2 protein-coding genes are annotated in these 10503 nt (G+C 28.5%); both read right to left on the bottom strand.

What is annotated here, in order from left to right; translation table 11 throughout:
- Positions 1 to 28 precede the first annotated feature (28 nt).
- Complete coding sequence (locus tag P3X86_RS02710; RefSeq protein WP_483291088.1) at positions 29 to 1162, bottom strand: adenine nucleotide alpha hydrolase family protein; 1134 nt, start codon at positions 1160 to 1162, stop codon at positions 29 to 31.
- Between the two features lie 50 nt (positions 1163 to 1212).
- Positions 1213 to 10479: a non-ribosomal peptide synthetase gene (locus P3X86_RS02705; protein ID WP_483291087.1), complete on the bottom strand. Its 9267-nt coding sequence runs from the start codon at positions 10477 to 10479 to the stop codon at positions 1213 to 1215.
- Between the last annotated feature and the right edge of the window lie 24 nt (positions 10480 to 10503).

Here is a 10503-nt window from a genome sequence, read left to right as displayed (position 1 = left end):
TCAATTCCTCCATAAAAATTCAAGTACTTTAACACCTATTAATATCAGCTAAGTCAAATCCTATTTTCTGTGCAGTATTTTTTATACTTTTTATTTGCTTAACTACATAGTTAACATGCTCTTTCGTTAAAAGTCCCTTAGTTTTTTTACATATCTCATCATATTTACTATCATCTATCTCCTGACCTTCTACTATCTTAACTATTGTTTCTTTTAGATATTCTTTATTTTGTAGCAAAGCTTCTTTATCAATCATATTTCTTCTTATCTCGTCTGAGTAGTCATACTCATAAAATAAATATCCATAATGCTTAATTGAAAAATAGTTAAGTATTCCCCATAATTCACAATGAGTCATAAACGGATCTGATTCGTATAAATCGAACTGCTTTAATATTTCTACTATTTCTTCAGCATTATAGTTGTTCCATTTTATATATGGAAAAATGATTTGTGGCCTATTTTCATGCTCAATCATCTCCTTAGCTGTTTCTCCAAAAATGGACTTGAACACATCTTCATTTGTAAAATCAACCATGTTTTTCACGATCTTTTCAATATCACTGTCCATTTCAAGCATCTGTACTGGGTCCGCACAATATAGTATATATGGTATATCCATTCTTTTAGCTAACTGAAAAGAGATTATACGCATATATAGTGCACAACATAAACAAGGTAATCTCTCGATAAAATTATATTGTTTTTCTAGTTCACGAAGTTTTTTATTTTCGGCTTTAAAACCATGCTCAAGCATTAAATGATATGAATCACGTTTTGGCGATATATTAATGTGATCAACATTTAACTTATTGATTACCTTTTCAATATTTTCTTTTGCTTCTTTACTCTCATATGGCAAATTAACTGTTACTGCTAGTATTTTTGCTTTAGAATCTTTTAATAACGTATAAAGCATATATACACTGTCTTTTCCACCACTAAGCATAAGAATACAATCATAGTTACTACTCTCATTTCTTTCAATATATTTCTCAAATGCTATATATTTTTTAAAAAGCTTCTTTTTTTTCATATACAAGCCTTTTTCATCTATATCTACACCATTACATAAGCTACATACATCGTTTTCATCAAAAGTAACACTTGCATACCCTTTAGGTAAGATGCATTTTTTACAATAATTTCTTTCAAAATCCATACCACATTTCTCCTATATTATATTCTGTAATACTCCAACCACATTTTTTGTTATTGCTCGTTTATTAGGTACTTTATTAAGTTAAGATATCCATTAAAAAATTCCTCAATCTTGTCTGGATTTAACCTCATATCTTTATATGAACAAGAGATAGATATTTCGTTATCTTGAACATTAGCTTTTAGTATAATGTCAAAATGCTTAGATATTTGAGAATCAACCATATTAAAATCGCACAACATTGGATATATTCCAAGATCTTTAGTCGTATCTTCTGGTTTAACTATAATATTTGAAATTAAGTTCTCATCATTCATCCTTAAGTTATTAGCCAAATTTTCTACATGCTTAGCTATATCCCATACTGAGTTAAATTCTGAAATATTAATCTTTATAGGTATTAAGTAATTATCTATTATAGAATATATAACTATTTTTTCTTGTTCATTTAATAGGTTAATAACCAAAATATATACTGCTGAAAGAAAACTCATAAGCTCAATATTGTTCATTTGTAATTTTTCTTTTAATTCTAAACTCAGTTGTTCTTCTAAATTAGTAATTAGCAAACTACCTTTTATATCACTACCATTAAAATACTCTAACGGTAAACATGAATACTCTAAAACAAAGACTTTATGTTTCTCTTGTTTATTATCTCTTATAAATTCTGCCAACTTATTTATTGATGGATAAGAAAATAAATCTGCAACAGTTAATAGCCCTGGATAGAGCTTGTCTATTTCAGAATGTAATTGTACAATTTGTACAGAATTACCACCAATATCAAAGAAATTATCATAAATTCCTATATCAGTATTCCCTATTACTTTATACCAAATATCCATTAATAGTATTTCTTCTTTAGTTTTTAATTTGTCATGCTTTTTCTTGTTAGTTTTTTTGACTGGTTCTGGTAGCTGTTTGTAATCAACTTTTTTATTTGGTGTTAATGGTATTTCATTAATCTTTACAAAATAGGACGGTATCATATAGCTTGGTAACATCTCACTAAGAAATTCTCTTAACTGTCTACTATCTATAGTTGCACTACTCACATAATATCCAATAAGAACTACATCTCCAAAACTAACTTTCTTCAATGCCACAACTGAATCAAGTACATTAGCATAGCTATCAAGTATTGTCGAAATTTCATCCAATTCTATTCTATGTCCATGCAATTTAATCTGATTATCTATTCTGCCACCATATTGAATAGAGCCATCACTACTCCAGCGAGCTATATCTCCAGTTTTATATATATATTCATTTAAATTGTAAGGGTTCAATACAAATTTCTCACTTGTTAATTCAGGATTATTCAAATATCCTCTCGCAATACCTAATCCACCAATATAGAGTTCTCCCCAAATACCAACAGGTTGTATTTTTAACTCTTTATCTAATATAAGTATATTTGTATTTAATATTGGTTTACCAATATCTATTTCGTTGCAATTTGAAAGGTCTTTTACGGTTGACCATACTGTAGTTTCTGTTGGACCATACATATTGAAAATCTTACCATCATATATGCTTTTTAGATCACTAAAGCTACTGTATGGTAAAGCTTCCCCTCCAACCATATAATCAGTTATAAATTTACTCCATGCGTTATCTTCTTTGTTTATCAACAACATTTTAAGTGTTGTAGGTGTGGACTGAATCATATTCACGTTATGTTTTACGATTAAATTTTTTATTTTTGTAGGATCCTTTTGTTCATATTCATCTGCTATTACAATGGTTTGTCCTTTAAATAATGGCACTAATATTTCAAGAATAAATATATCAAACGATATGGTTGTCAATGCAAGCACTCTTTTATCCTCAAAAAACTCAATCATTTCTGTAATTCCAGATGCAAAATTACTTAATGCTTTATGTTCTATCATTACACCTTTAGGATTACCCGTAGAACCTGAAGTATATATAACATATGCTAATGAATTTAAATCAGGTCTTTCATAATCATAATAATTCTCATTACATAGCTTACTATCTTCTACGTAAATTTTTACATTATTAAATACGATATTTTCAATTAATCCATTTTGGCCTACTAGAAATGTTGCATTACTATCTTTCAGCACATAATTTATTCTTTTTATAGGGAATGATGGATCTATTGGTAAAAAAGCTGCGCCGCTCTTTAGTACACCTAGTATAGCTACTAACATATCAATAGAACGTTCAATCATAATTCCAACAATATTGCCTTTCCCTGCTCCAGCTTTAGAAAGCATTATAGCTAATTTATCGCTTTGTTCATTTAAAGCCTTATATTTTATACTTTCGTCTCTAAATATTGCAGCTATCTTATCTGGAAACTCATATGCCCTCTTTACAAACATCTCATGTATTGATATGAAGTTAGATTCTTTAAACTTAGTCTGCCCATATTTGTTAAGCATTACTTCTCGTTCTAAGCTATCCATTAAACTAATATCTTCTATCTTTATATGTGGATTATCCAATACCTGATCTATAATATATTTAAAGTGCTTTATATATCTTTGTATGGTTTCTCTTTTGAATAAACTAGTACAATATTCTATGCTCATGTAGAATACTCCATCTTTCTCTATAGCTTCCATTGTCAAATCAAATTGTGAAGATTTATTATCGAATTCGTATGGTGTAAAAACTAGATCTGAGGCTCTAATCTCAGCGACTTCATGATTGTGCATAGAAAACATTACATCAAACAAAGGGTTTTGGCTTAGGTTTCTTTTAAGTTTAAGATTATCAACAAGTTCTTCAAATTGGTAGAAGCGGTTTTCGTATGCTAATAAGAAATTTTCCTTTACATTGTTTAAAAATTCACCATAAGTTATTTCCTTTAAAGGCTTATTCCTCAATGCTAACATGTTAATAAATGCTCCAACCATGTTAAGTTGATTCTCATGTTCTCTACCTAATATTGGAGTACCTACTACGACATCTTCTGTTCTCGCATATTTTGATAACAAAATTGTAAAGAATGATAATAAGACCATATAAGATGTGGCTTTATTATCTTGAGCCATTTTGTTTATTCTGTTTGTTTTATTTCTATCTAGTTCAAATGTTGTTGTATCACCATCAAAGCTTTGAACTTTTGGCCTAGCAAAATCTAATGGTAAATTCAACGTTGGAATTTCTCCTTTAAAGAGGTTCATCCAATAGTCTTTCTGATGCTCTATGAACTTTGATTTGGATCTTTCAATTTGCCATTGGGTATAATCCTTATATTGCAATTTAAGTGGCAAAAGGTCTTTTCCTTCATATACACTACATAGTTCCTCAACAATTATTTTTATAGACGTTGCATCTGCAATAATATGATGTATGTCAAATAGTAGCATATATTCTAAAGATGATATCTTTATAACTTCTGCTCTTATTAGTTGTGATTTAGATAAATCAAAAGGTTTTACAAATTGCTTTAGGATAATCCCAGTATCCAAATTAATATTTTCTCTTAGTACTAGTTCTAATGGTTTAAACTCTTCAATTTTTTGAACCATTTCACCATCAACAATGCTGAAGTGTGTTCTTAATATTTCGTGCCGTTTTATTATTTCATTTAGTGCTAGTTCGAGTCTATTAATATTTAGATTTCCTTTTATTTTAAAAGCTGACGGAAGATTATAGCTAACATTATTTTTTTCTATTTTGTTTAATATAAAAAACCTTCTTTGACTTGCTGACATAGGATAAAAATCTCTTTGCTCTACAATTTTTATAGGTTCTATAACATATCGATCTTTATTTATCAACATGTCTGACATTTCTTTTATAGTGCTATAATTAAATACATCTGATAAAGAAATGTCCTTTTTCAACTGCTGTTTTATCCTATTAACTAACATAATTGCTTTAATAGAATGTCCACCTAAATTAAAAAACTCATCATTAACTCCTAGTACATCAACATTTAATATTTCTTTCCATATTTTATGCAGATTTACTTCCATTTGATTAGAAGGTGCACAAAACATGTTGTTTAACTTGTGCTTTATTTTAGGTAATGCCTTTCTGTCAATTTTTTTACTTTGAGTATAATTCATTTTTTCCATTTGTATAAAGAAAGATGGAATCATATACTCTGGAACCAATTTTCTTAAGTGTTTTTTTATAATATCTACATCTATTTTTTCATCTGATGTATAATATGCACATAAAAATTTATCACTCTCTTCATCTTCATCAATAATTACCACTGCTTCGTTTATAGTTTCAAATTCTAATAAGCAATTTTCTATTTCACCAAGCTCAATTCTAAATCCTCTGATTTTCACTTGATAATCATTTCTTCCTATAAGTTGGATTTCACCATTTGCTAGCCATTTTGCAATGTCTCCTGTCTTATACATTTTGGGGTATGAATCAAAAGTATTAGCAATAAATTGTTGGTTAGTAAGCTCTATATTTCCGTAATACCCCCTAGAGACACCCTCTCCTGAAATACATAATTCTCCACTTACTCCAATAGGCACTAGATTGTTATTTTCATCAACAATGTACACCTTAGTATTTATTATAGGTTTTCCTATAGTAATTTCATTAGTATTTGTAACATCTTTCATAGTTGACCAAATAGTTGTCTCTGTTGGACCATACATATTGTAAATGTTAGCATTAGTAGCCTTCTTTACTTTTCTCAGAAGATTATTATTTAATGCCTCTCCACCTATTAAAACATGGCTTATGTTATTTAAACTATTAGAAAAATCAACATTACTAAAATGCATTGTTAATGCCGAAGGTGTTGCTTGAAGTATGTCTATCTTTTCTTTTACTATTAATTTACTTATCAGCTCTGAATCATTGTGACTTATTTCATCTGCAACCACAACTTTCATACCACTACATAAAGGAAGTATAGTTTCTAATATAGAAATATCAAAGGAAATGGTAGTAAGATTTATAATATTTTTATCTCTTGAAAAATCTATATTCTTTTTTATTGCCATAATAAAATTAAACAGTGACGAATGTTCAATCATAACCCCTTTTGGTCTACCTGTAGAACCTGAAGTATAAATAACATATGCAAGATTATATGGCTTATTTATTATTTTTATATTTTCTGTATCATAAATATTAAAATCAATTTTGTCATAGTTGAGTATTTGTCCTGAGTAGTTAAGATTATTAGTAACATTTGAATAACTCAATAATATATTTGCATTACTGTCTTTAAGAATATACTCTAATCTATCTTTTGAAGTTTTAATATCAATAGGTAAAAATGCTCCTCCTGCTTTCAATATACCCATAATACCTATTATCATTTCCAAAGATCTTTCTATCATTATTCCTACAACAGTACCCGATTTTACTCCCTTTTCTCTAAGTAAATTTGCCAAATTATTAGCTTTTTCATTTAGTTGCTTATATGTTAATCTACTGTTTTTAAATACTAATGCTATGTTATTGGGTGTTTCTTTAACCTGTTCTTCAAATAATTTATTTATTGTTTTAGACTGTAAATCTATATGACAACTATTGAACTCATGTAATAATAAATGTTTTTCTTTATCTGTCATAATATCTATTTGATTTAGTTCGGTAGTTCTATCTTTAACTATTGCCTTTAATATATTAACGTAATGCCTTAGCATTCTTTCTACCGTTTTCTTTGCATATAGCTTTGTACAATATTCAAGGTCTAATATTATATGTTTATCTACCTCAGTAGCAGACAAAGTTAAATCAAATTTTGATACTTTATGTTTGTCCTCATGTTGTATAAATATTAAATCGTTTATATCTATTTTGTTTGATTCAGTGTTTTGCATTATAAACATTACATCAAATAATGGATTCCTGCTTATATCTCTGTATAAGTTTAATTTGTCCACTAATTCATCAAACTGATAATCTTGGTTTTCATATGCCTTTAAAACATTTTCTTTTACTTCATTTAAAAACTCTATATATTTTATATTCTTTCTGGGTTTATTTCTTAATGCTAATGTATTTGCAAACATGCCCATTATATTTTGAATATCCGCATGTGGTCTTCCTGCTATTGGTGTTCCTACTATTATGTCTTCTTGCCTGCTATATTTAGATAAAAGTATATTAAATGCAGATAGTAAAACCATATGCATTGTTGTTCTAGTATCTTTTCCTAGTTCATACAAAGCTCTTGTAATTTCTTCACTCAATTCAATTTTTACATTATCACCTTGAAAGCTTTGCACTGGGGGTCTTTCATAATCATGATGCATATTTAACACAGGTATTTGGTCACTGAACATCTCTATCCAATAAGTTTCTTGTTTCTCTATTTGCTCTGAATTTAATAAGCTGTTTTGCCATGCTGCAAAATCTTTGTATTGAAGCTTTAGAGGTTCTAGCTTCTCTGCGTTGTATAAAGTCAAAAATTCTTTTGTCAGTAATTCACAAGAAATACCATCGGATATTATATGATGTATATCAATTAAAAGATATTTTACCCCTAATGTTTCTACAAGCTCTGCTCTAAATAAAGAAGGGTTTGACAAATTAAACGGTTTGACAAAATCATTTACTATCTCATCTATTGTTTTATCTTCTATTCTCTCTACAAGTTTAAATTCATAGTTATTATCAACTTTTTGTACTATTTCTTCCTGATAAATCTCAAAATAAGTCCTTAGTGCCTCGTGCCTCTTAATTAATTTTTTAAATGCATTTTCTATTTTATTCTTATCAATTTTCCCTTCTATTCTAAGGATCTGAGGCATATTATATGCTGTTGCATCTTCATCAAAATCTTGCATAATATATATTCTTTTTTGTGCTGATGAGGTTTCATAATACTCTTTCTCTTCTATTTTTTCTATATTAGAATAAATACTTTCTTTTTCATTTTTTATAAACTCACTGAGTCCTTTTATTGTTGGTGATTTGAATAACTCTTTTAATGGAATTCTTTTATTTAGTTCCTTGTGAATTTTAAATGTAAACATCATAGCCTTTAATGAATGTCCTCCTAATTCAAAGAAATTGTCATTTATTCCTATTTTATTCACATTTAAAACTTCACTCCATATATTAACTAGCGTTTCTTCTAATTTATTTCTTGGTGCCTCATATTTATTTAACCTTTCGTCTAAATTAGGCTTAGGGAATGCTTTCCTATCAAGTTTTCCATTTTGTGTTATGGGCATTTTATCTAATTTAACAAAATATGATGGAATCATATATTCTGGCAATCTTTCTTTTAAGTATTTTTTTAAGCTTGAGCTGTTGAATTCTTGGGTACTTACTATGTATGCACATATTTGCTTATCTTCTTTTTCCTGTCTTGCTATAACTGCAGCTTCTTTTATATTATTATTTTGTAATAGTTTATTTTCTATTTCTCCAAGCTCTATTCTAAATCCCCTTATTTTAACTTGATTGTCTATCCTTCCTAGAAATTCTATATTACCGTCTGCTAGCCATCTTGCTAAGTCTCCCGTTTTGTACATCTTCCTTCCTAGCTCAAATGGGTTGTCCACAAATTTTTCTGCTGTTAATTTTATTTTATTTAAATATCCCCTCGCTAGGCCATCTCCAGAAATACATAACTCTCCTGGTACTCCTATAGGCTGTAGTTTACCATTTGTGTCTATAATATATAAACTAATATTACTTATTGGTTTACCAATTGGTATTATTCTCAAATCAGTATTATTTGTAGTGTTAAAATAAGATACATCTATTGCAGCTTCAGTAGGTCCATATAAATTAATTAACTTTTTATCATCTTTAAATAAATCATAAAATCTTACTACTTGTTTATATTTTAATGCCTCTCCACTACAAAAAACTTGCCTTAAACTATTTAGATTTATAGTTTTTTCACTTTCTTCTAAATAATACAAGAATACATTTAGCATTGAAGGAACAAAATGCATAGTGGTTATGCTATACTTATCTATTATTTCAATTATCTTTGCTGGATTTTTTTCTTCATTAGGACTAAGTATACATAACTTCGCTCCTACTAATGACCACCATAAAAGCTCCCATACAGACACATCAAATGTATAAGTTGTTTTTTGTAATATAGTATCCTGCTCAGTTAGCGGATATTTATTTTGCATCCACAGTAGTCTATTAACTAACGCCTTATGTTCAATCATTACTCCTTTAGGATTTCCTGTGGTACCTGAAGTATATATGATATATGCTAAATGCTGTGCACCATTTAGTTTATTTAAATTATTACAATCTTCTTTATAGACGTTATCTCTAAATAAATCTATTACTATCCCTTTAAAGTTAATTTTTTTTACTAAGTTACCTTTGCTGAGTAGTATACCACTACCACTATCTTCTAAGATATACTCTATTCTATCCTTTGGATAATTAGGGTCTACAGGTAGATAGGCTCCGCCAGCCTTTAATATTCCCATTATACCTATTATCATTTCCACAGATCTATCTACCATAATTCCTACTATAGCATCTGACTTAACACCTTTGCTCCTTAGAGTTCTTGCTAGACTGTTTGCTTTTTCATTTAACTCTCTATATGTTAGCTTCTTATCTTCAAATATTACAGCTATGTTATCTGGTGTTTTTTCTACTTGTGCTTCAAAAAACTCTTGAATCGTTTTATCTTTTGGATATTCTGTCTTTGTATTATTAAATTCGCCTTTAATCCTTTGTTTTTCATGTTCATTTAATATCTCAATATTTGATATCTTTATGTCTACATTTTTCATGCTTTGCTTAATAATCATAAGCATGATATCCATAAATCTTCCTATAGTAGTTTTTTGATAAATGTTTGTATTGTAAGTAATATTTAGTTCAATCTTATCAACTTCTCTAGAAACTCTAAGTTTGATATCTATATCATCATTTTTTATTGTTTTAAATCCGTTATGCATTGACTGCATATATAAAACAATATTTAGTAATCTTGAATATCCCTCTAGGCAGAAATTTTCTAATAATTTTTCAGTAGGATAATCTTGATGATTATAAGCCTCTGTTACAGTTTGTTTTACAGCATATATTAATTCTTTAAACGAGCTTGATTCATTCACTACATCTCTCAATATAACACCGTCATTGATATTATTATCTGTAAAGAACGATGGTACTAATAAAGCTATATCTTTTTTACCTGTAATTTTATGAATTAATATTTTTAATGATGCTGACATAAAAACAAATAGAGAATTATCCTGACCACGTGTGACTTTATTTAATATATCAAACAATTCTCCATCAATAATCCTCTTATATAGCCCTTCATTATACTTATCTGATTTATAGAAATCAGTAGGCAATGAGCTGTCAAATTGGCATCCTGATAATTTTTCAGTCCAATATTTTAACATTCATCTACCTCCTTTCATTTACTT

Source organism: Abyssisolibacter sp. ZYX002 (assembly GCF_056892235.1).
This window is presented reverse-complemented; position numbering and strand designations above follow the sequence as displayed.